12 protein-coding genes and 1 pseudogene are annotated in these 23296 nt (G+C 68.0%); 3 read left to right on the forward strand and 10 right to left on the reverse strand.

Annotated elements, in window-relative coordinates:
- Nucleotides 1-21 precede the first annotated feature (21 nt).
- Together DX914_RS06560 and DX914_RS06565 are read right to left on the reverse strand one after the other, a co-directional pair.
- A complete protein-coding gene (locus tag DX914_RS06560; protein ID WP_115858213.1) occupies nt 22-3381 on the reverse strand; it encodes a hybrid sensor histidine kinase/response regulator in 3360 nt (1119 codons plus the stop codon).
- A 245-nt stretch (nt 3382-3626) separates the two neighbouring features.
- Nucleotides 3627-5825: a TonB-dependent receptor gene (locus DX914_RS06565; RefSeq protein WP_115859159.1), complete on the reverse strand. Its 2199-nt coding sequence runs from the start codon at nt 5823-5825 to the stop codon at nt 3627-3629.
- A gap of 315 nt (nt 5826-6140) precedes the next feature.
- On the opposite strand from DX914_RS06565, the gene DX914_RS06570 reads away from it, so the two are divergent.
- Nucleotides 6141-7538, forward strand: a complete 1398-nt coding sequence (locus tag DX914_RS06570; RefSeq protein ID WP_115858214.1) for a GntP family permease — start codon at nt 6141-6143, stop codon at nt 7536-7538.
- 65 nt (nt 7539-7603) lie between these two features.
- Nucleotides 7604-8833: an esterase/lipase family protein gene (locus tag DX914_RS06575; RefSeq protein ID WP_115858215.1), complete on the forward strand. Its 1230-nt coding sequence runs from the start codon at nt 7604-7606 to the stop codon at nt 8831-8833.
- A gap of 7 nt (nt 8834-8840) precedes the next feature.
- Here DX914_RS06575 and DX914_RS06580 read toward each other — a convergent pair whose 3' ends face one another.
- Together DX914_RS06580 and DX914_RS20355 are read right to left on the reverse strand one after the other, a co-directional pair.
- Nucleotides 8841-10979, reverse strand: coding sequence for a TonB-dependent receptor family protein (locus DX914_RS06580; protein ID WP_115858216.1), 2139 nt, complete (start codon nt 10977-10979; stop codon nt 8841-8843).
- Between the two features lie 149 nt (nt 10980-11128).
- Nucleotides 11129-12196 carry a DUF5671 domain-containing protein gene (locus tag DX914_RS20355; protein ID WP_196778836.1) on the reverse strand — a complete coding sequence of 356 codons (1068 nt, stop codon included), beginning with the start codon at nt 12194-12196 and terminating at the stop codon, nt 11129-11131.
- Between the two features lie 235 nt (nt 12197-12431).
- Here DX914_RS20355 and DX914_RS06590 point away from each other — a divergent pair, with 235 nt between their 5' ends.
- Nucleotides 12432-13046, forward strand: coding sequence for an SH3 domain-containing protein (locus DX914_RS06590; RefSeq protein ID WP_115858217.1), 615 nt, complete (start codon nt 12432-12434; stop codon nt 13044-13046).
- Nucleotides 13047-13387: 341 nt separating this feature from the next.
- On the opposite strand, the gene DX914_RS06595 is transcribed toward DX914_RS06590, so the two are convergent.
- The 6 genes and pseudogenes from DX914_RS06595 to DX914_RS06620 form a co-directional block, all read right to left on the reverse strand.
- Complete coding sequence (locus DX914_RS06595; RefSeq protein WP_147300617.1) at nt 13388-16606, reverse strand: beta strand repeat-containing protein; 3219 nt, start codon at nt 16604-16606, stop codon at nt 13388-13390.
- Nucleotides 16607-16754: 148 nt separating this feature from the next.
- Nucleotides 16755-17044, reverse strand: a pseudogene (locus DX914_RS06600) (S1 RNA-binding domain-containing protein); the annotation flags it as partial.
- 87 nt (nt 17045-17131) lie between these two features.
- Nucleotides 17132-19417 (reverse strand): prealbumin-like fold domain-containing protein, encoded by a 2286-nt coding sequence (locus DX914_RS06605; RefSeq protein WP_158549200.1) that lies wholly within the window; start codon nt 19415-19417, stop codon nt 17132-17134.
- Between the two features lie 228 nt (nt 19418-19645).
- A complete protein-coding gene (gene pnp, locus DX914_RS06610; RefSeq protein WP_115858220.1) occupies nt 19646-21754 on the reverse strand; it encodes a polyribonucleotide nucleotidyltransferase in 2109 nt (702 codons plus the stop codon).
- Nucleotides 21755-22016: 262 nt separating this feature from the next.
- The gene (gene rpsO, locus DX914_RS06615; RefSeq protein ID WP_115858221.1) at nt 22017-22277 is read right to left on the reverse strand and encodes a 30S ribosomal protein S15; all 261 of its coding nucleotides are present in this window, start codon (nt 22275-22277) and stop codon (nt 22017-22019) included.
- Nucleotides 22278-22633: 356 nt separating this feature from the next.
- The gene (locus DX914_RS06620) at nt 22634-23260 is read right to left on the reverse strand and encodes a hypothetical protein (protein ID WP_115858222.1); all 627 of its coding nucleotides are present in this window, start codon (nt 23258-23260) and stop codon (nt 22634-22636) included.
- Between the last annotated feature and the right edge of the window lie 36 nt (nt 23261-23296).

The following is a 23296-nucleotide window of genomic DNA, read 5'->3' on the forward strand; positions in this document are numbered from 1 at the left end:
GCGGCGCACGTTGCGGTTGCGCTAGCCCAGTTCGCGCTCGCGCGCGGCGAGCATGCGGTCCAGCACCGACTTCAGCGCCAGCGGCTTAAGCGGCTTGGTCAGCAGCGACAGGCCCGCCTCGTGCACCGCGCGGCGTACGTCTTCGCCGCCGTCGGCGCTGAGCACCAGCGTGGGCCGCGCGCCGAACTCCTCGCTCAACCGTTCGGCCAGGGCCACGCCGGTATCGCCGTGGTCGAGGTGGTAGTCGAACAACCACACCTCCGCCAGCGCGGCCTGCAGGGCAAGACGCGCACCTTCGCCATCGGCCGCGGTCGCCACCGTAAAGCCCCAGCGCTGCAGCACCTCGGCCAGCGCCGCCAGCGCCTGCGGATCGTTATCGACGGCGAGCACACGCAGGCCGGCCCGGCCACCCGGCGCGCGCCCCGCCCCGCCCTGCCCGCCCCGCGCCGGCACGGCCGTCACGGTGACGGCGAAGGCGGTGCCGCGGCCGATATGACTGCGCAGCCGCAGCGGCGCCTGCAGCAGCTGGGCGATGCGGTCGGCGATCGACAAGCCCAGGCCCAGCCCCTGCCCCGGCGCATCCTCGCCACGGCGGAACTCCTCGAAGATCGCGCTCTGCTGCTCCGGCGCGATGCCGGGGCCGGTGTCGTGCACTTCGATGCGCAGGCGCTGACCGTCGCGGCGCACGCCCAGCAGCACGCTGCCGCTGGCCGCGTAGCGCACCGCATTGGCCAGGAAGTTCTGCAGCACCCGGCGCAGCAGCTGCGGATCGCTGCGGGTCCAGGCGCGGCTGGGCACGTAGCGGAAGCGCAGGCCGCGCGCGGCGGCGATGGCGCCGAACTCCGAGGCCAGCGGTTCCAGCACCTCGGCCAGCGGAAACGCGCGCGGCTGCGGCACCAGGCCGCCGGCCTGCAGCCGCGACATGTCGAGCAGGCCGTTGAGCAGGTCGCCGGTGGAATCCAGCGCGCCACTGATCTGGGCCACGGTCTCGCGCTGGCGCGCGCCTTCGACCTGCTGCCCGAGCGCATCGGCGAACAGCTGCGCGGCGTGCAGCGGCTGCATCAGGTCGTGGCCGATCGCGGCCAGGAAGCGGCTCTTGGCCTCGTTGGCGCGCTCGGCTTCGCCCTTGGCGATCTCCAGGTCGGCGGTGCGCTCGATCACGCGCTGTTCCAGGGTTTCGTTGGCCTGGATCAGCCCGGCTTCGGCGCGACGGAACGCGGTCACGTCGGTGAAGGTGGCAACGAAGCCGCCGCCGGGCATGGGGTTGCCGCGAATCTCGATGATGCTGCCGTCGCTCAGCACGCGTTCGGACAAATGCGGCGTGCCCGCACGCATGAACGCCAGACGCCGCTCCAGCGCGCGCTCCAGCTGCCCTTGCGGCGGCTGCCCCGGCAACGGCAGGCGTTGCAGCGCCCAGCGCGACAGCTCGGCGATGGGCCGGCCCACCTGCAGCAATTCGTGCGGGAAAGCGAACAGCTCGGCATAACGCCGGTTCCAGGCCACCAAACGCAGTTGCGCATCGACCACGCTGATGCCCTGGCTCATGTTCTGCAAGGCCGCTTCCAGCACGCGCTGGTTGAAGCGCAGGTCGGCCGAAGCCTCGCCGACGATGGCCGCCACCGTGTCCAGGTCGCGCCCGGCGTCGCGCCGCGCCGCGTCCAGCAGCACGCGCGCCGAGGCCGAACCCAGCACCGCGGCCAGTTCGCGCTCCACCCGCGCTTCGATCTGCGCGGCTACCGCCTCGCCGGTGGGCACGCCCTGCAGCAACTGCGTCACGCGCTCGCGCGGCAGGAAGCGCAGACCGGTGTCGCGCAGGGTCTGAACGTCCAGGCCGCGCTGCGCGCGCCGCGGCGCCTCGCGCCGCCAGACCGCACCGATCACCGTGGCCAGGGTGCCCACGAACAGGCTGGCGCCGACCGCGCGGCCCAGGCGGCTCCAACCCGTCAACCCGAACAGGCCTTCCGGCGACAGCCAGCGCCATCCGAACGGACCGGCCTGCAGCCATTCGGGCGAGGCGCCACGCGCCGACAACATCATCGGCAGCAACAACACCCAGGCCCAGGCGGCGAAGCCGGCCAGCACGCCGATCACCGCCGCGCGCGGCGGCGTCTGCGGCCGCCACACCGCGAACGCCAGCGCCGGCGCCAGCGTGGCCAGCGCCGAGAACGACACCGCGCCCACGTCGGCCAGCGCCTCGCTGCCGGCGATCAGGCGGCTGTAAGCCCAGGCCAGCAGCATGATCACCACGATGCCGCTGCGGCGCAGCGCCAGCACGTGGCCGCGCAGGTCGCTGCCGTCGTTGCGCGACCACAGCCCGCGCAGCAGGCCCGGCGCGAACCAATGGTTGCCGATCATCAGGCTCAGGGTGAGCGTGCTCACCACCACCATGCCGGTAGCCGCGCTGAGACCGCCCAGGAACGCGAACAGCGCCAGCCCTTCATGACCCTGCGACAGCGGCAATGCCAGCACGTACAGGTCGGACGGCACGCCGCTGCCGCCGAGCAGGGCCTGACCGGCCTTGGCCAGCGGCAGCACCGGCAGCGCGATCAGCACCAGATACAGCGGGAACTGCCAGCGCGCGGTGCGCACGTCGCGCTCGTCGCGGCACTCGACCACGCCGACATGGAACTGGTGCGGCAGGATGAACATGGCCAGAGCGCCCAGCAGCACCAGCGGCGCGAAGCCGCCGGCCGGATCGGCGGGCGGCGGCGCCGGCGGCGCAGCGCTGGGCGCGTCCAGGCCGAACCAGACGAACAGGCCCAGCGACAGCATCGCCGCCAGCTTGAACACCGACTCGAACGCCATCGCCAGCACCAGGCCGCGGTTGTGCTCGGCCGCGCTGGCGCGGCGGGTGCCGAACAGCATCGCGAACAGCGCCATCGCCAGGGCCACGTACAGCGCGCTGTCGCGCCAGGCCGGCGAGGCGGCGGCGTCGGGCGAGCGCGTGGTCAGCATGGCGAAGCTCATCGCCACCGCCTTGAGCTGCAGCGCGATGTAGGGAATCAGGCCCAACGCCGCCACCAGGGTGACGGTGGCCGCCAGCCACGCGTCCTTGCCCAGGCGCGTGGCGATCAGGTCGGCCAGCGAAGTGGCATTGGTTTCGCGCGCCAGCCGCACCAGCCGGACCATGAAGCCCACGGCCAGCGCGTACAGCAGGATCGAGCCCAGGAAGGTCGGCGGCAGCGGCCAGCCGTAGCGCGCGGCCTGGGTGACGGTGCCGTAGAAGGTCCAGGAGGTGCAGTGCACCGCCAGCGACAGCGAGTAGATGTGGCGCCAGTGCCGCGCCAGCACTGCCGGCCGGCGCTCGGCGTAGAGCGCGGTGCCGAACATCAGCGCCAGCCAGGCGACGCTGGCCAGGGCTACGGCGGTGAGGCTCAGCATGGGCGGTGCGGGTTGAGCATCGAGGGAGGATAGCTTGTGGGGTGGAAGAGCAAATCCCCCCTACCCCCTTTTTCAAAGGGGGGAGAAGCGAGAGCGGGGGAACGCTTGCCCTCCCCATCGCCGAGATCCCCCCCTTTGAAAAAGGGGCCTAGGGGGGATCTGCTTCTTTCTGCCCCCCAAAAAAAACGAGCCCCCGCCCTAACGAGCGAAGGCCCGCCGCAGCCCCTCAGCTGCGCTCCCCGTGCTTAGAAGTCGTACTTGACCGACAGCGTGTACTGGCGCGGCGCGCCGTAGAAACCGGTGAACACGCCCAGCGCCGAGTTCAGACTGTAGCCGGTGGTGCGGTATTCCTTGTCGGCCAGGTTGGTGCCCTGCAGCGACACCGTCCACGGGCCGCCGCTCTTCCAGGTCACGCCGGCGTTGATCAGGCCGTAGCCGTCCTGGGTGATCGGCACCGCGCCGGTGCGGATGATCTCGGTGGTGGCCACCACTTCGCTCTGGTAGCTGTAGCCCACGCGCGCGGCCAGGTTGCCGCCGCTGGCCAGGTCGGTGCGCCATTCCACGTTCAGCGCGCCCGAGAATTCCGGCGCGTTGGTGAACTCCTGCTCCTTGGCGATGTTGACGCCGGCGTACATGAACTCGTCGTACTTGGCGTCCAGCCAGGCCAGGTTGCCCGAGATCAGCCAGTTCGCGCTGGGCAGCCACTGATACTCGACCTCGAAGCCGTTCACCGTGCCCGAACCGGCATTGGTGAAGTCGCCGAAGAAGGCGTCGTTGGTACCGTCGCCGTTGCTGTCGTAGGCGGTGAACACCGACAGCTGGATGTCCTTGTACTTGTTGTGGAAGTAGGCCAGGTTCAGGAACAGGGTCTGGTCCAGGAAGGCCATCTTGCTGCCGATCTCGTAGCTGTCCACGACCTCGTCGTCGAACGGCTCGGCCGAGCGCGGCACCGCGGTGGCCTGGGCGCGGATGTTGTAGCCGCCGGACTTGAAGCCGCGCGTGGCCAGGCCGTACAGCAGGATGTCGGGCGTGATCTGGTAATCCAGCGAGACCTTGGGCGAGGTGTTCTGGAAGCTGATGCGCTTGTCGAAGTTGGCCGCGACCACGCCGTTGGGGGTGGTGAAGCTGCCGTCGCGGTAGCCGCGGTTGAGCACCTTGGCGCGCTTGTCCTCGTCGGTGTAGCGCGCGCCCACGTCCAGGGTCAGGCGCTCGGTCAGGTCGAAGGTCCAGTCGGCGTAGGCGGCGATGCTCTTGCTGTAGACCGTGCCCTGGGTGTCGCCGAAGGACAGGTTGAAGAAGTTGTTCAGCACCTGGCCGCCGGCCTCGCCGTCGAAGGCATAGATGCCCATCACGCCGCGCGCGCGGCCGCCGCCGTCGTAGTTGGCCTGCAGCTCGTGGCTGACCTGCTGGTCGCTGTAGAACGCCTTCACGTCGGCGATCTTGTTCTGCAGGGTGTCGAAGTCGATGTTGGTCTCGGTGTCGGACTCGCGCTTGGCCAGCACATACTTGAACGCCCAGTTCTCGTTGGCGTTCCAGTTCACCGTCGCCGACGCGCCCTTGATCGTGGTGTCGTTGACGTTGGGCATGCCGTTGCGCACGTCGTAACGGTCGTCCATCGGCAAGGTGCCGGGGGCGAAGCGGTTGGGCGCCAGCATCTTGGCGCCGCGCACGCCGGACTGGTCGTCCATCCAGTCGAAGGCGAACTGGATGTTGAGGTCGTCGCTGACGTAGGCGCCGAGCTGGCCGCGCAGGGCCAGGATTTCCTTGTCGCTCACGTCCTGGCCGGTGACCACGTTCTTGCCGAAGCCGTCGCGGTTGAGGCTGGCCACGGCGATGCGGCCGCGCAGGCTGTCCTGGCCGCCGATCGGGCCGCCCACCGCGGCCTTCACGTCGAGCTGGTTGTAGTTGCCCACGGTGACCGAGGCGAAGCCGTCGAACGAGGTGGGCAGGCCGCGCGAGATGTACTTGATCGCGCCGCCGATGGTGTTCTTGCCGTACAGCGTGCCTTGCGGGCCGCGCAGCACTTCGATGCGGTCCACGTCGAACACGTCCAGCAGCGCGCCCTGCGGGCGGGCGATGTAGACGTCGTCCATGTAGATGCCCACGCCCGGGTCCACGCCCCACAGCGGATCGGACTGGCCGACGCCGCGGATGTAGGCGGTGATGGTGCTGCTGGAGCCGCGGGCGGCATAGATGGTCAGGTTGGGCACCTGCGCATCCAGGTCGCTGAGGTCCTCCACGGCCAGGCGGTCCAGCGCCTCGGGGGTGAACGCGGTGACCGCCACCGGCACTTCCTGCAGGGTTTCCTCGCGCTTGCGCGCGGTGACCGTGACCGAGCCCAGGGTGGTGGCCTGCTCGCCCTCGGCCGGCGCGGCCTCCTGCGCCCAGGCGGCCGGCGCCAGCAGCGCGCAGGCGATGGCCAGACTGAGGCTGTGGCGGCTCATGGTGGTGCGTGCGATCACGGTGTTCTCCTCCCCAAGGTGACGCCGGCGGCGCGAACGCAAGCGCGGCGGACGGGCGGTCCCGTCATGGCGCACAGACTAGGAGGCGGCCGCGCGGGCGGGCAGCTGTACCTTCGGACAATGCCCGCCGGCCGCCGGGACGCGGACACTGCGCGCTGCTTGATTCGTCGTCCCCGCGCAAGCGGGGATCCAAAGACTTTCAGAGTCATGCCTGGGTAAAGCCCTGGATTCCCGCCTCCGCGGGAATGACGGGGGTGAGAGTTCACCGCAATGGCGAGTTATTCAGGGGATCGTTAGATGGCGTTTTTGATCGTGCTGGCCGCGCTGTGCTTCCTGATGTTCGTGGCCTACCGCGGCTACAGCGTGATCCTGTTCGCGCCGGTGGCGGCGCTGGGCGCGGTGCTGCTGACCGACCCCAGCCTGGTCGCGCCGATGTTCACCGGCCTGTTCATGGACAAGATGGTCGGCTTCCTCAAGCTGTACTTCCCGGTGTTCCTGCTCGGCGCGATCTTCGGCAAATTGATCGAACTGTCGGGCTATTCCAAGTCCATCGTCGCCGCCACCATCCGCCTGCTCGGGCGCGAGCGCGCCATGCTGTCGATCGTGGCGGTATGCGCGCTGCTCACCTACGGCGGCGTGTCGCTGTTCGTGGTGGTGTTCGCGGTTTACCCCTTCGCGGCCGAGCTGTTCCGCCAGAGCGACATCCCCAAGCGCCTGATCCCCGGCACCATCGCCCTGGGCGCGTTCACCTTCACCATGGACGCGCTGCCGGGCACGCCGCAGATCCAGAACATCATTCCGGCCTCGTTCTTCGGCACCAACACCTGGGCCGCGCCGTGGCTGGGCACCCTGGGCGGCGTGTTCATCCTGTTCGTCGGCCTGCTCTATCTGAACTGGCGCCGGCGCAGCGCGCTCAAGGCCGGCGAAGGCTACGGCACCGGCCTGCTCAACGAACCGGCGCCCTACGCCGGCGGCAAGCTGGCCTCGCCGTTGCTGGCGATCCTGCCGCTGGTGCTGGTGGGCGTGAGCAACAAGCTGTTCACCGCCTGGATTCCCGCGTTCTACGGCAGCAGCCACAGCTTCGACCCGGCGGTGATCGGCGATGCCGCGCCGGTGGTGCAGGACGTGAGCAAGGTGGCGGCGATCTGGGCGGTGGAAGGCGCGCTGCTGGTCGGCATCGTGTGCGTGCTGGCCTTCGCCTGGAAGTCGGTGATGACCAGCTTCGCCGAGGGCACCAAGGCCGCGATCGGCGGCGCCCTGCTGGCGGCGATGAACACCGCCTCCGAGTACGGCTTCGGCGCGGTGATCGCGGCGCTGCCCGGCTTCCTGATCGTGGCCGACGCGCTGGGCGCGATCCCCAATCCGCTGATCAACGAAGCGGTGACGGTGACCGCGCTGGCCGGCATCACCGGCTCGGCCTCCGGCGGCATGAGCATCGCCCTGGCGGCCATGGCCGACACCTTCATCGCCAACGCCAACGCCGCCGGCATTCCCATGGAAGTGCTGCACCGCGTGGCGGCGATGGCCTCCGGCGGCATGGACACCCTGCCCCACAACGGCGCGGTCATCACCCTGCTGGCGGTGACCGGCCTGAGCCACCGCCAGGCCTATAAGGACATCTTCGCCATCACCCTGGTCAAGACCCTGGCGGTGTTCGTGGTGATCGGCCTGTATTACGCGACTGGGCTGGTTTGAGGCACGGGCACGACGGCGGCGACCTGCGCTACCCTGCGACGCATCCGTCCCGCGCGCAGGCCCGCATGCCGAGTTCCCGATCCGCGATCCGCCCGCGCCCGGCGAGCAACGGCGACGATCTGCGCGGCGTCAACCGCCTGACCATCGACGCGATCACCGGCGTCACCGATCTGGTCGAAGCCATGCACGCCAACATCAGCCGCTTGCCCGGCGTGCTCGGCACGGTGGCCGCGGGCCCCGCGCCGGGCATCGCCGGCTTCGTCTACCGCAGCGTGCGCGGCGCCACCCGGCTGGTTGGCGACGGCCTGGATCTGGCCTTCGCCCGCGCTGCGCCGCTGTTGGACGTGGTGCGCCCGCCGCCGCAGCGCGAAGCCATGGTCGCCGCCGCCAACGGCGTGCTCGGCGATCACCTGGACGCGAGCCGCAATCCGCTCGCCATCCCGATGCGGCTGCGCCACGGCGGCCAGGCGCTGACCCTGCGCCGCCGCGAGCTCGCCGCCGCCCTGCCCGACGCCGGCGGCAAGATCCTGGTGCTGGTGCACGGCTTGTGCATGAACGACCTGCAATGGCGCTACGGCGACCACGATCACGGCGCCGCGCTCGCGCGCGACCTGGGTTACACGCCGCTGTACCTGCACTACAACAGCGGGCGCCATATCTCGGTCAACGGGCGCGAGTTTTCGCGCTTGCTGGAGCAACTGCTGCAGCGCTGGCCGGTGCCGGTGGAGCGCCTGGCGATCCTGGGCCATAGCATGGGCGGCCTGGTCGCGCGCAGCGCCTGCGTGGCCGCGCAGCAGGAACGGCTGGACTGGCTCGCGCACCTGGACCGCATGATCTTCCTCGGTACCCCGCACCAGGGCGCGCCGCTGGAACGCGCCGGCAGCTGGATCGACGCGATGATCGGCTTGAGCCCCTACACCGCGCCGTTCGCGCGCCTGGGCAAGATCCGCAGCGCCGGCATCCAGGACCTGCGCCACGGCAACGTGCGCGACGAGGATTGGGAAGATGCCGACGCCGACGGCCGCGCGGACGGCCGCCAGCCCTCGCCGCTGCCGCCGGGCGTGCGCAGCTACGCGGTCGCCGCCAGCACCGCCAGCGCAGCGCGCGACGATGCCGCCGTGCTGCCCAAGGGCGATGGCCTGGTCCCGGTGGCCAGCGCGCTGGGCCGGCACCCGGACCGCGCCTACGACCTGCGCATGCCCAAGACCCGCCAGCACATCGCCTACGGCGTGAACCATCTGGAATTGCTCGGCGACGCGGGCGTGTACCGCCAGCTGCTGCGCTGGCTGGGCTGAGCGCGCCTCAGTCCGCGCGCGGCACCGCGTCCCAGGCCAGGCCCAGGGTGAAGCCGCGCCCCGCGCCCGGCTCGAAATAGCGCGCATTGCCCTCGTTGACGATCACCGAGCCGACGTAGTCGCGGTCGAACAGGTTGTCGACGCGCGCGAAGCCGCGCCAGCCGCGGCCGTTGCGCGGCCGCCAATCCAGACGCAGCGCGAAGCGCGCGTTGCCAGCGGCAAAATCGGTGTTGCGGTCGTCGACCGCGATGCGATCGCTGAAACGCCCCTCCAGCGCCGCGCCCAGCGCGCCGTCGCGCGAACGCCAGGCGAGTTCGGCATAGCCGTCGGCACGCGGCACGCCGGGCACGCGGCTGCCGGCGGCGACGGTGCGCGTGGCGCCCTGTACACGGTAAGCGAAGCTCTGCTCGAAGCGCGCATCGATCCAGTTCGCCGCCACCGCGTAGCGCCACTGCGCGCCCCAGTCGCCGTCCAGGCCCAATTCGACGCCGTCGCGACGGGTGCGGCCGGCATTGGCGAAACTGGCGCGGCCGCCGCGGCTGTCGGCCGGCACGATCTCGTGCTCGCCCTCCACCCGGTACACGGCCGCGCTGAAGCGCGCGCCGCCACGGCGCCAGCGCAGGCCGAGTTCGGCGGTGTCGAAGCGCGCCGGCTGCAGCTCGCGATTGAAGCCGGCGCTGCCGTCGGCGCGGTAGGCCAACTCGGTCGCGGTGGGCGTCTCGAAACCGCGGCCCAGGCTGGCGAACACCTCGCCGCGCGCGAACGCACGGCTCAGGCCCAGCGCCGCGGAGGTTTCGCGGTAATCGGCGCGGCCGCCGTCGTCGCCGTTGCCGGGCGCGAAATAGCGGTCGTCGGAGCGGAACTCCAGGCGCGCATGCCGCACCGCGCCGAGCAAGGTCCAGCCCGCTGCCGGCGCGTAATCGCCGACCGCGTACAGCTCGCGATCGGCGATGCGGTTGCGCTCGTCGCGGCGCAGCCGGCCGCGCACGCCCAGGCGGTCGCCGACGTAGTTCTCATAGCCGCGCCGGTCCTCATCCAGTCGCGCCAGTTCCACGCCGAGCGCCAAACCGCCGCGCGCGCCGTACCAGCGGTGGCCGGCGTCGAGGCCCGTCGAGCGCCGGCCCAGGTCGATCACGCCGCCCGCGCTACCCGGTGCGGTTTGCGCCGCCATCGGAATCGCCAGGTACTGGACCACGTCGCGGCGGATGCCATAGGCGCCGACCCAGGCTTCGCGCCCGGGCGCGTAGTCGCGTTGCCAGCGCAGGCCCGCCTGGTGGTTGCCGATGCGCTTGCGCGTGTCGAAGCGCAGCGCCACCGGATCGGTGCCGTGCGGGTCCGCGCGCAGGCCGGCGCGATCCAGGCCCAGCGGATCGTCGGTGTCGGGCTGCGACAGCGAATTCAGCACCAGGCGCAGGCGCTCGCCTTCCCGCGGCGACCACTCGGCCACCGCATCGAACTGCGAACGCTGTGCAGCCGAGTGCGGCCGCTCGCCGTCGGTGCCGAAGCGGCTAACGCCCACGCGCCCGCGCCAACGCCCATCCTCGCTGGCGCCGTCGGCCAGCGCGCCTACGCGGTAGCTGCCATGGTCGCCGCCCCAGGCCTGCGCGCTCGCGCCGCGCAGGCGCTGCAGGTCGGTGGCGGCAACGATGGCACCGCCGGCGGCGTTACCGTATTGCAACGCCAGCGGACCGCGCAGCACTTCGATGCGGTCCAGCGCGTCCAAGGGAAAGTTCGCTGCCTGCCCCTGTCCGTCCGCGGCCGTGGATGGAATGCCGTCCACCACCAGGCGGATGCCGCGGATGCCAAAGGTGGAGCGCGCGCCGAAGCCGCGGCTCTGCACCTGCAGGTCCTGGGCGTAGTTCTGCCGGTCCAGCACGCTGATGCCGGGCACGCGCGCCAGCGCCTCGGACAGGTTCACCTGACGCTGGCCCTCGCGCAGGGTCCGGCCCTCGATCACGGTGACGGCGCCGGGGAACTCGGCCAGCGCGCGACGCGGCGCGACCACTTCCACCGAATCCAGGGTACGCGCCTGGGTTTGGTTCTGTTGCGCGGATGCGGATGCGCTCAGGACGAGCAAGGCCAGAGCGCAGGCGGCGCTCAGCGGGCGATGCAGCGGGATCGGATGGGACGGAGCGACAGGCGGCATGCGAGGGTGCGGCGGGGATCAGCCTGCATCATGCCACCGCCGTCGCAACGCGCCCGGCATGCGGGTCGCAAGTTTCGCGCGAAGAGCCCCCCTTAATCCCCCTTTTCCAAAGGGGGAAGCTGAGAAGCAAAGGCGGACGCGATCCGCACTCAAGGCTTCACCTCACGCTCGAAACACTGCTCGCCCACATCGTGCAGCCAATCGTCGTTCAAACCGTAGCGCGTATCCTCCGCCTGCGCCGTATCGGTAGTGAAGCTCGCGCACACCCGGTACTGCTTGCCCTCGCCCGCCTGGTAACCGTAAGGCGCGCGCGTCACCGGATCGACGATGGACAGCTTCATCCCCGGCTGCGCCGCCAGCGTCCGCAGGTCCGAGGGCAGGCGTTGATGCTGGTTGTAGTAGTGGGTCACCGCGTAGCCGATCCGGGTCAGGTCCTCGACCCGGCGCTGGTCCAGGCGCATCGCCCGCTGCGCGGCCGGGCCGCCGGTGGTGGCGATGGCCGCGACGACCGTCGCCACGATGATGGCCGCAGTCGCGATCAGCAGCCCGCGCCCCACCGGCTTGCCGCCGGCGCCCTCGACCTCCTCGCGGCGCAGGTCGCGCAGGTAGTACAGGAACACCGTGCCCGCGATCGCCGCCACCACCAGCACCTTGAACACGAAGCGCAGGGTCAGTTCGCCGCCGAGCAGGTTGTAGACCAGCGCGGTCATGTCGCCGATCAGCACCGTGGCGGCTACGAACAGGGTCAGGTAGGTCAGCCAGCGGCGCACCGGCGACAAGCGCTTGATCGGATGCAGCGCGACTTCACGTGCCAGATACGCGGACACGAACGCGAACACCGGGAAGGCGATGATCATGGTCGACACCGACCAGCGCACGCCGGAACCGAGATAGTCGCCGAACACCTGATAGGCCTGGGCCGGGTCCGGCCACATCCGGTTGATCAGATCGAACAGCAGGCTGCCCAGGCTCCACGCCACCGAGTACAGGGTAGCGAACAACACCAGATAGAGGAACGCCTCGCGTGCCGACAGCGAGGCGCGCGGGCGCGGTACCGGCACCGGGAACTCGACGTCGGCGTAGGCGTCCAGCGCGCCGCGGGTTTGCTCCGCACTCCAGCCGGCCGCGGTCAGCGCCTGCGAAATCGCGCCCTTGCTCTGCCCGCGCAACATCGCTTCGCGTACGAACGACTCCAGTTCCTGGCTGCCTGCCGCCATGCCGGCTTCTCCTGATAGGGACGGCGCGAATCTAGCAGCATCCTGCCGGCGGCCAGGCGAAGATCGGCGGGGTCGACGATTACGCTACCGGTGGGCGTGGGCCGCGCTACGTGCCGGGCCCCGTCCGGGCGTGCGCGGTTGGAACAGCCGTCGATCGCGAGGCCATAATCGAACCCGGCCCCTACGTTTCCTGGCGGGCGCTTGCATGGAATTCCCGCAATGGAGGCATCCCCGCATGAGCTTTTCGCCCACGACGTTCATCGCCGCCCTGTTCCTGGCGCTGGCCGCGCATGCGGGCGATGCGCGTGCCGCCAGCGCGGCCTGCGAACTCGACGTGTACGCCAAGGACACCGATCCGAAAGGCTTGAACGTCCGCTCCGGCCCGTCGATCAACGCTCCCGTCGTCGCGACCCTGCCCGGATGGAATCCGCCGGGGCCCGACGACGAACTCGAAGGACATCTGCCGGTCGGCTTCACCATCGTCGAGGCGCGCGACGGCTGGGTCCGCATCGCCGACGTCTCGATCCCCGACCCGGCCACCGGCGCCCATCGCGCGTCGCCCATCCGCGGCTGGGTCAGCGGCAAGAGGGTCGGCTACAACTTGCAGACCGAGGTCGGTTTCCAGAATCCCGATCCGAGCAGCCCGGCGCTGATCCAGCAGGACGGCGGGATCGTGCTGACCGACGCGATCGGCATCAGCGGCTGCACCGGGGAATGGGCCCGGATCGACTACGGCGATCCACGCTCGCCCAAGCGCGCCTGGTTCCGCGGCTTGTGCGGTCTGATCGAGACCACTTGCGATGGCCGCAACGGCGACGAGAGCCGGGGTGAGGACGCCGACGCACGTTAACCACGACTCTCACAAGCTTAGGAGTTACCTAAGAGCAGGGCACCGGAAACGTCGCGCGCCGACGGGTCACCAGACGCTTCGCCGAGGCAGTTGACGGGCATGTTGGTGTTGGCAATCGTGGCGGCGAACGACTGGCGCTTGTCGGTGCGCGCGGGAGCGGGCGTAGCCGGATACTCCAGCGCTGACTAGCGACAAAGTGACACGGCACTCGCTTCACCGGACATCTAGCTAGCTCGCAGCCGCCGGCTGCTATGTTCCGATGCATTCCAACTCAAAAGCGAAGAGCGGACCGAAGCCCGCTCCTCGCTTCCAGACGTTGAGCGTATAACGATGAGCGCCGTCTACTGCACGGCGCAATTGAAGCTGAACGTCGCCGTCGCTCCGGCTGCCAACGCGCCTAAGACCACTCCGGCGGCCAGATCGCCCACGGTGATGGCCCCTCCCGGGCACGCCACGCCGGAGCACGTCACCACGTTGCCAGCCGGACAATTTAGTCCAGCCTGCGGTGCGTCGCGCACCACCGCACCTATCACCGCTTGGGCACCATGATTGCTCACAACTACGGTATACGCCGTGCTCGCCCCTGCGGTCACCGTGTCGTCCGTCTGATCGCTAGGGCCAGCGCCTGGCGTGTTGGTCTTGGTGATCGACAAATCCGTGGTACGTAGCGTGTTCGTGTACGTGCATACCGCCGGGTTCGTGCTGTTGATGGTCAGCGTATTCGTCTGCTGACCGTCCGTGCCTGACAGCGCATGGCCGCCCGTGCAGCCGACGGTCGTGGTGTAGTTCACGGCATTGGCACCGCCCTCCGCTGGCAGCGTGATCGTGTTCCCGATCGTTACCACCACTGCTGCTCCGCTGTCCGCCACCGTGGGCGCAGTGGCGGTAAATGCCTCGGTGTTGTTGGTGCCGCCGGAGCTGGCGCCGATGGTGACTTGATTGCCGGCCAGGCTACCCGCCGCCCAGGCCTTGGCCAGCTGCAACGTGCTGGTACGCAGGGCGTTGGTGTACGTGCACGTAACCAAAGCGTCCGCGGCCAGCGTGCTGGGTAGAACGACGGTATTGCCCGAGGCCTGACCGTTCGTTCCCGATAGCGTTGCTCCGTTGTCGCAGGCCAAGGTGGTGGTGTAGTTGGCCAGAGTCCCCACCGTCATGGTTTCTGCGGGCAAAGTGGCGGTTTCCGCCGCGCCCACTATGACCTCTGCGCCGTTCGTCGCCGCCGGCGCGGCGGCGGTGAACGGCACCGTATTCGTACTGAGTCCAACGGTGGCTTCAAGACGGGCGACATCGCCCGCGATAGCGCTAGTCCAAGCCTTGGCCAAGCGGAAACGCACTCGCCGGGTGTTGGTATAGGTGCACACCGCCAAGCTGTCGGAGGGCACCGTTACTGTAAAGTTGACCGAGGTGGACGTGACCGTCCCCGCTGTTACCGTCAACGGACTGTTGTCGGTGTTCTTTACGCAAGACAGGGCACTAACATAGTTAGCGGTTGTGCCGTTGGTGAAGGTCTCGGTCAGGGTCGCGGTACCGCCGGTGGTAGCGAAAGAATCCCGCGCCACCGTAGTGGCTCCGCCTGCAGTAGATGAGCCAGCGGTGATGTCGGTACCTCCGCCAATCGTCAACGTCACTGCATTGGGGCTGATCCCACTCTGCCATATCTTGGTCAAACTGACTGTAGGCAGCAAATTGACTTGATAGTCCTCTACCTCACCGTTTGCCGCGTTGCCTGCCGCGCTCGCGATTTCGGAGGAGGAACGCGCCAGACGAAAGCGGGCAAAACCAACTCCCGGCACGGCAGTATTTGGCACGGTGAAACTGAGGTTGACCGTCTGTATCGCGCCCGTATTAGCCGCCACGACAGTCGCGGCAAGCGACTCCCCTGTATCGAGAAAGTCTCCGTCGCGGTTGAAGTCCAGAAATCCGGTTAAGAATGCATTCTCGCCAGTTGTGTTGGTGACCGTTACCGGGATGGCAATGATTTGCCCCGGCGTCAGCACGATATTGGGAATCGCAGTGGCTCGGGTATCGTCGGCATCGCCGGTGGCGGTGCCATTTTGCAGGGCGTCGGCCTCATTGGTGGCGGCACCGCCGAGATAAAGGCCGCCCACCAAGGTGTGGCGCGGACCGCCGTCAGCCGAGAGGGTCTGGTAGTTGTTCTGGGAAGTGCCTGAGGCGGTGTCGGGCGCGTCGCCGAAATCACGTGGGCAGCCCGCTTCCAGCAAAGGAGCAACCGTGATGTCGTCAATCGCGAAATCGTTGTTGTTGAACGACGTGGTGAGATTCCTGACTTCGACGGTGTAGGAACCTGCGGCGGTGGCCGTGAAATCGACCGTTGCCTGCGTCCAATCGGCCGGACCCGTCCAGGCAGCGCCTGAGAACCTGAAGGGAATGGCACCGGTCTGCCCCGTTGCAATGACCGTTCCGCCCGGTGTCAGGACGCGTATTTCGAGGTTCGGCCTCTCACCGGGGGCGTTGGAATTGTATCCAGCAAGATTAACCGCGTTTACTGCGAACATGCTTAAACGATACTGCTGCCCAGCGACGAGAATGACGGATTGACGATAGAACATCCCAACCGTGAGTGCTCCGTTAACCGCCAGATAGGCATCGTTGTCGCTGCCATCAGTGTGCCCGAACAAGTTTTGCCAGTGATATCCGGACGGCAACCAATTGGCGGAGTATGCCTTGCCGAAAACCGCGTACTGAGCGGCGGCTGTATTCGAACCCCCTGCGTAAGAGTAGCCTCCCGCCGTGGCTGGAATCTGGAGGTCGCGGAAAGAAGCTGTTGCACCGAAGCTGCCACCGAACTCGGCGGTATTGAGATTACCGCAGGTCGTATTGGGCACGGGTGTGACCTGGGCTGCGACCGGCAAGACGCAGGTCAAAGACGAGAGCATGGCGGCAACGATACGCGCACGCACTATTCGACTGTCGACATGCCAAGACGCCGTGCGCGCTCCCCGGCCCGAAATCTCTAGCGCTTGCCGACCGTAGGACCGAAGTTCTCCATATCCTGCGGCTTTGAATTTCACCCGATTCAAATGCACTGCAGCGCGAGGCGCCACTCGATGTCGTAGCCGTTCGATCAGTGTGCGCGCCCTTATGAAAAAGCCCAGCCGAATAGAGCGTTCTTCGGTATCGCGCAAGCGCCGGAGTTGCGTCGGCACTTGACTCAAGCCCAGCGCATACCCGTCCGCTTTGGCCATTCCGACCCCGGTGTTCGACGTCGCCATCCGCGACGAGGATGCCAAACGGGAAGAATCGATCGCCGTCCGCGCTTGCGCCGATCGCGACAAGGCCATGAGACTCGCGGATATGGCTGCCACCGCAGCCCCACGATTCGGGCCTTGGGCAACCATCGAGTCGCGAGTTGCGCGACTGCCGGGGCGCACCGACAGCTCCGCCGAGCCGGGCGCCAGGAGCCATGAAGCCGCGCCGGCAACCCAGCCTTCGGCGGCAGCGAGCCTATCGCGTAGAGCAGCCGTATCGGCCGCGACCGGCGTCACCGCGCCGCACTGCAGCACCGGCTGCGGCCGGCGGCGAACCAAAGAAGAACCCATCGAACCACCCCTGAGCCGGCCGAAATGGCCGGACTTGGGTAAGACAATCTCCCTTTGGCGGTCAAACCGGACATCCCGGCAGGTCTCGGACAAAAAAAAAAGCGGGCCGAAGCCCGCTTTTTCGTGTAGCTGCGATGTCGTCCGGCGCTTACTCGGCCGAGACGCCCTCGCCTTCTTCCACGGCCTTCATCGACAGGCGGATGCGGCCCTGCTTGTCGACTTCCAGCACCTTGACCTTGACCACGTCGCCTTCCTTGAGCTTGTCGCTGACCTTCTCGACGCGCTCGTTGGAGATCTGCGAGACGTGGACCAGACCGTCCTTGCCCGGCAGGATCGTCACGAAGGCGCGGAAGTCCTCTTGGTGACCTTCTTCATAGATGCGACGATTCGACGTCGGATATGAGCTGACAAGCGCGCCTTGGCCTGCTCGGACGCGAGGGGTGCACCGCCTTCCAGTCTTTCACCCATTGGCGAATACGGCACCTGCTCTGCGTCGCCCCACATTTTTGGGTATCGTTCGAAACGTCAGTTCACCGTACATTGGAAGCTCAACGTGGCGCTCTGCCCACTGTTGAGCGTGCCCAGGGTGATGCCCGCTCCGGTCAGATTGGACACCGTAAATGTGCTCGCTGGCACGCCGCTACCGGTGATGGTCACAGCATTTCCCGCAGGACAGGTGATGCCCGCGCCGGGCGCGTCGCGCACCACCGCGCCAGCGACCGTCGCCGGTCCGTTGTTGGTGACACGCAACTGGTAGACCGTGGCTGCGCCGCGGACCACGGTGTCGTTGGCGCCATCGCTGGGACCGTCAACCGGGGTATTGGTTTTGGTGATCAGCAGGTCGCTGCCGTTTGCATTGGTGAAAGTGCAGGTGAAATCCGTGCCGCCGACCACGTCGGCAGCTGCGATGGTGTAGATGGTTCCGCGCAGCGAGCCGACCGTGGCGCTGCCATTCGAGCAGGTCGCATTGGCGACCGAATAGCCGTTGGGCATGGCGTTCTCGTCGATGGTCACCGCCACGCCCGCGGCGACGATGCCGAACGCTTGCACTCCGGCCACGGCATTGCCGTCGACCTGGACCGTACCCCCGGCAGGTGTGGTCGCCGTACCACTGGTCTGGCCGGTGTTGGTCAGGCCGAAGGTGAACGGTCCCCGGGCTGCGGCCGGAGTGACCGTCTTGTTCAGGGTCAAGCAGCCTGGGTCGGCGAATGCGGTGGCGCTGTTGTTGGCGGTGCCGCCCGGCGTCGGGGTGACGAAACCCGACTGCGCGGACGTGCCTTCCTGCAGCGTGGTGCCGTTTAGGGTGATGGTGGAGGTGTTGGGCGCTGCCGTGCACTGCGCGATCGCGAGCGTGGCGGTGACGGTATAGGTGAGGCTGGCGCCCGCCGCGCCAGCCGTGCCGGCAGGCAGGCTGACGTTGGTGGCGTTGATGGCCCCCGCGCCGCTGGCGGCGGGACAGACCGCGCCGCCGGCCGCCGCGCAGGTCCACGCGAACGCGGTGTACCCCGCCTGTAAGGGATCGGTCAGGGTCGCGATGAGATCGTGCGCCGTGAGATCGGCGGCCGTGCCGACGGTGGGACGAGCGGCGTTGTTCTGGTACACCACCGTAAAGGTGGCCGTTCCGCCCGGTGGCGGATTGGCGTTGACGGCGACCTTGGTGGTTGCCACATCAACATCGTTGTCGACGATGGTGACCACGCCCGCGCCGCCCACGACCGCGCCGCAAGTCTGGGTGGAGCCCACCACGTAGGCGCCTGCGCGCGAGACCATGCGCAGATCGATGGTTTCGTTGTTCTCGATCACCGTGTCGTTGTTGACCGTGACCAAGTTGGTCAGGGTGATCGTGGTGGGTGTTTCGTAGCGACCTGCCGGGATGGTCACGGTGTTAATGGTGTAATCGATGCCCTGGGTGGCGGTGGCCGCGGCATCGTTGATGAAGTCCAGCACCAGGCCGCCGGCGGGTACGGTGCCGACGACGATGATCTGCGGGCTCAAGGTGTTCGCCGCCGCGCCCTCGCCGCGGGTGCCGGCGATGCTACCGGTGAATTGGATCACCGGCGACAGGAGGATGTCCACATCGTCGAGGAAGTTGCCTGAACTGCCGCCATTGGCGGTCTGAAAGCCAAGGTTGTGCGCTCCGGACGTCCCGCCGTACACGAAAGTGCCGGTGTAGCGGCGCCAACCGTTCGTGGAGGTCGCTGTACTGCAGGTCGCCGACTGCACCAGACCTTCGCTGGCCCCGCTCACAGTCCCAGACTGCGGCGATGCGAAGGCGGTGCCGCCGCAACTCGTGGTGCCGCCCGCGCCCGTGGTGGTCGTGCTCATGGCGACGACCGTGTTGCTGGTGCTGTCGACATTGAACTCGGCCGTATCGCCGGTCGCTGCGCTGTTGCGCCCACGATGCAAAAAGCTGTAACCGACCTGCTCGCCTTGAAACAGGCAGACATCCTGCGACAAGCGCCCATCGCTCCAGGCGTTGAGTTCGGAGAACTGGGTGCCTGCCCCTGCGCTGACGCCGGCGAAGGCGGTGTTCCAGATTTCGATCACTCCCAGTCCGGTTCCCGGGTTGCCGTTGAAACAGTTGTTAGGCGGGCCACTGCCAGGGAAGGCATTGCTCTGGTTGGGCTCGCTGGTTTTCCAGCCCTGCACGTCCTGCGCGCGCGTGATGATGAAGCAATTGGGGTTCACGTCGACCGTCTGCGGCGGCTCAAAACCCAGGTTGCGAAAACTACGCTGGATCTGCGCCACCGCCGGCATGGCCGCCAGTAGCAGTATCAGCGCCAGCAACCAACGCCCGGCCGGCAGGCCCAAGGGACTGCCTTGAACGGCGACCGATGCGCGGGCGCGTCGACGACGGCTCGCGGTCAATTTAGATGGAAAGTTCATCAAAGCCGCGCCCCCGCAGCGGTGAGATGATTGGCCTTAGAAAAATTAATCTCCATTCGGCAGGTAAACCGGACATCGGCGAGGCGAAAAGAGAGGCACAAAAAAAGCGGGCCGAAGCCCGCTTTTTCGTGTAGCTGCGATGTCGCCCGGCGATTACTCGGCCGAGACGCCCTCGCCTTCTTCCACGGCCTTCATCGACAGGCGGATGCGGCCCTGCTTGTCGACTTCCAGCACCTTGACCTTGACCACGTCGCCTTCCTTGAGCTTGTCGCTGACCTTCTCGACGCGCTCGTTGGAGATCTGCGAGACGTGGACCAGACCGTCCTTGCCCGGCAGGATCGTCACGAAGGCGCCGAAGTCCATGATCTTGGCGACCTTGCCTTCGTAGATGCGGCCCGGCTCGACGTCGGACACGATCTGGTCGATGCGCGCCTTGGCGGCCTGCGCGGCGGCGGCGTTGACCGAGGCGATGACGATGGTGCCGTCGTCCTGGATGTCGATCTGGGTGCCGGTTTCCTTGGTGATGGCCTGGATGGTCGAACCGCCCTTGCCGATCACTTCGCGGATCTTGTCCGGGTGGATCTTCATGGTCAGCAGGCGCGGCGCGTACTCGCTCAGCTCACCGCGCGGCGCGGTGATGGCGTTGGCCATCTCGCCCAGGATGTGCAGGCGGCCGGCCTTGGCCTGGCCCAGCGCGACCTTCATGATCTCTTCGGTGATGCCCTGGATCTTGATGTCCATCTGCAGCGCCGAGATGCCTTCCGAGGTGCCGGCGACCTTGAAGTCCATGTCGCCCAGGTGATCCTCGTCGCCCAGGATGTCGGACAGGACGACGAAGTTGTCGCCTTCCTTGACCAGGCCCATTGCGATACCGGCGACCGGCGCCTTGATCGGCACGCCGGCATCCATCAGCGCCAGCGAGCTGCCGCAGACCGAGGCCATCGAGGACGAGCCGTTGGACTCGGTGATTTCCGAGACCACGCGGATGGTGTAGGGGAACTCTTCCATGGTCGGCATCACGGCCAGCACGCCGCGCTTGGCCAGACGGCCGTGGCCGATTTCGCGGCGCTTCGGACCCATCATGCGGCCGGCTTCGCCGACCGAGAAGGGCGGGAAGTTGTAATGGAACAGGAAGTGTTCCTTGTACTCGCCGGAGACGGCGTCGATGATCTGACCGTCGCGGGCGGTGCCCAGGGTGGCTACCACTATCGCCTGGGTCTCGCCGCGGGTGAACAGCGAGGAGCCGTGGGTGCGCGGCAGCACGCCGACCTTGGAGGCGATCGGGCGCACGGTGTCCAGGGCGCGGCCGTCGATGCGGACCTTGGTGGTCAGCACCGAGTTGCGCATGGTCTGGTACTCGAGCTCGCCGAATTCCTTGGACAGCTCGGCGGTGGCCCAGCCCTCGGCTTCGGCGCGGCCGGCCAGACGCTGCAGCACGTCCTTCTTGATCGCGCCGATGGCGTCGCGGCGCTGCAGCTTGTCGCGCACCTGGAAGGCGGCGGCGAGCTGGTCGCCCACGGCTTCCTTGAGCGCGCCGATCAGGGCGTCGTTCTTGGCCGGAGCTTCCCAGGTCGAGGCCTTGGTGCCGGCTTCGACGACCAGCTCGTTGATGATGTTGATGACCTTCTGCATTTCGCGATGGCCGAACATCACCGCGCCGAGCATGACGTCCTCGGACAGCATCTTGGCTTCGGATTCGACCATCAGCACGGCATTGGAGGTGCCGGCGACGACCAGTTCCAGTTCGGAATCGGCCAGCTCGCTCACGGTCGGGTTCAGCAGGTACTGGCCGTTCTTGTAGCCGACCTTGGCCGCGCCGATCGGGCCCTGGAACGGGGTGCCGGCCAGCGCCATGGCGGCCGAGGCGCCGATCAGCGCCGGGATGTCGCCGTCGACTTCCGGATTCATCGACATCACGGTGGCGATGATCTGGACTTCGTTCTTGTAGTCCTCGGGGAACAGCGGACGGATCGGGCGATCGATCAGACGCGAGATCAGCGTCTCCTTCTCGGTCGCGCGGCCCTCACGCTTGAAGAAGCCGCCCGGGATGCGGCCGCCGGCGTAGAACTTCTCCTGGTAATCGACGGTGAGCGGGAAGAAATCCTGCCCCTCGCGCGCGCTCTTGGCGGCGACGGCGGTCACCAGCAGTACGGTGTCGTCCATCTTGACGATCACGGCGCCGCTGGCCTGGCGCGCGATCTCGCCGGTCTCCAGCGTTACCTGGTGGTTGCCGTACTGGAAGGTCTTGGTAATTTTTGCCACGTTGGGTTCCTTCGGTTCGATACGTTCCGGTCGGGGCCCTTGCCCCACCCGGTCGGCCGCCGTCACGGCCTGCGGTTTGGTGTGCACCGGTTCGGGCATCCGCCCTGGCCGGTCGCGCGGCCCGAGTTCCGGGCCAGGGCCTACGCGGCCCTGGGGCCGGTCGGCTGGCGCTGCATCCTGCATCGCCGCGGTGCGCGGTGCCGGAACATTCCGGACCCGCAAAAGAAACCGCGGCGCATCGCTGCGCCGCGGTCGGTATCGTTTAGCGGCGCAGACCGAGCTTTTCGATCAGGGCCTTGTAGCGCTCGTTGTCTTTCCGCTTCAGGTAGTCCAGCAGGCTGCGGCGGCGGTTGACCATCTGCAGCAGGCCGCGCCGGCTGTGGTGGTCCTGCTTGTGCACCTTGAAGTGGCCGGTGAGCTGCTCGATGCGGGCGGTCAGCAGGGCGACCTGGACTTCCGGCGAACCGGTGTCGTTGGCGCCGCGCTTGTTGTCTTCGATGACTTTGCTGGTGTCGATGGACATGATTTCTCTTCTCGATGCGTGGCCTGCAGTCGCGTATCGGTCGCGGCTTTGCCGCTCCGACGCACCGCCTGGCTCGCCGTTAGCTGTGGTTGGTGAGTGCGATTCAAATCCCAGGGACTGGGAAGTGCTTGAAAAGCGGCGAGATTGTAGCAGCCCGCGGCGGCGAATGCGACCGGGAATGTGGAGCGGCGGTGCCGGGGCGGGCGTGTTCAGGTTGCGGGGGCGGAAGAGCAAATCCACCTCAATCCCCCTCAACAAAGGGGGAGCGGTACGCGGTCGCCTTGGGGCTTAGCCCCTTTGCCAAAGGGGGCGGGCGGCCGCGCAGCGGGCGACGGGGTTGCTCTGCTTTTCCCGCCTCAGTCCTTCTCCACCGCCGCCGGATCCGGCTTGGGCTCGCCGCCCTCCCCGCCCAGCTGCCGGTTCATGGCCTCGGCCATGCCGCGGATGTCGCCGCTGAGTTCTATCCGCCAACCCTCGGCGCGGTGGCGCAGGCTGACCACCTGCATCTTGGTGATGCTGATGCCCATGGCCGAGGCGGTGCTGCGCACCACCACGTGGCGGCGGTCCTCGCCCTCGGCCACGCTGCCCAGGATTTCGGTCTTGCCCACGTCGGCCTGGGCCATGTTGACCATGCCGCCCATGTAGGCGGCGAAGAAGTCGGCGTCGCTGGCGCCGGTCAGCTGCTTGGCGTCCATGCCGGCGAACAGCAGGGCCAGGCGCGGGTCCGGGCCGGCGCCGGCCTCCGGCGCCTCCTTGGCGGCCAGCTCGACCAGCGGCGCCAGCAGGCCGCGGAAATCCTTGAGCGCGGCCGGGTCGAACAGCGCGGCCACGCCCTTCCAGTCGCGGGTCTGGGCGTGCTGGGACATGGCCTCGACCACGGCCTCGGGCTTGCTCAGATCGACCGCGGCGGCGCTGTCGGCGGCCTGCGCCAGCGGCGCCCACAACAGGGCGGCCAGCGCCCAGGTCCGTATGGTCTTGCCCATGCCCTGCCCCTCGAGTCCGGCGCGGCGGCCGGCCGT

Origin of the sequence: Lysobacter silvisoli (assembly GCF_003382365.1) — a bacterium.
Taxonomy (GTDB): Bacteria; Pseudomonadota; Gammaproteobacteria; order Xanthomonadales; family Xanthomonadaceae; genus Lysobacter; species Lysobacter silvisoli.